The organism is Streptomyces katrae, from assembly GCF_000966975.1.
Classification (GTDB): domain Bacteria; phylum Actinomycetota; class Actinomycetes; order Streptomycetales; family Streptomycetaceae; genus Streptomyces; species Streptomyces katrae.
Genome location: NZ_JZWV01001722.1, coordinates 1 through 760, shown reverse-complemented (window position 1 = coordinate 760; position 760 = coordinate 1). Strand labels below are relative to the sequence as shown.

The 760-nt window shown below is 77.8% G+C and carries 1 protein-coding gene; it reads left to right on the top strand.

Annotated features, from left to right (window positions below):
• Positions 1-760, top strand: a 760-nt coding sequence (locus tag VR44_RS40305) for a beta-ketoacyl reductase (RefSeq protein WP_045952669.1), incomplete at both ends; no start/stop codon positions are given.

Genomic DNA, 760 nt, shown 5'->3' with positions numbered 1-760 from the left:
CCCCTCACGTCCGTCCCCGCCGACCGCCCGCTCACCGCCGTCGTCCACGCCGCCGCCGTCGTCGCGGGCGGACTCGTCGACACCCTCACCGCCGAGGACCTCGACCAGGTCCTGCGCCCCAAGGTCGACGCCGCACTCAACCTCCACGAACTGACCCGCGGCCTGGACCTGTCCGCCTTCGTCCTCTTCTCCTCCCTCGCCGGGACCCTCGGCGGAGCCGGACAGGGCGCCTACGCGGCCGGCAACGCCTTCCTCGACGCCCTCGCCCACCAGCGCCGCGCCCAGGGCCTGCCCGCCTCCGCCCTCGCCTGGGGCGTCTGGGACGAACGCGGGGACCAGACCCGGCTCGCCGACGGGGACCTGCGGCGCATGGCCCGCGCCGGACTCGTCCCGCTCACCGCCGACGAGGGCCTGCGCCTCCTCGACACCGCCCGCACCCTGGACGACGCGGCACTGGCCCCCGTACGCCTCGACCTGCCCGCACTGCGCCGCCAGTCCGCGGGCCCCGCGCCCGCCCTGCTGCGCGCACTCGTGCGGGCCCCCGGACGCCGCGCCGCCCAGAGCGCCGCACCCGGCCCCGGCGGTCTCTCCGCCGAGCTGTCCCGGCTGGCGGCCCTGCCGCCCGCCGAGCGCAAGGACACCGTGCTCACCCTCGTACGCAACCAGGTGGCGGCCGTCCTCGGCCACGCCACCCCCGCCGCCATAGACCCCGGCCGGGCCTTCCGGGAACTGGGCTTCGACTCGCTGGCCGCGATGGAAC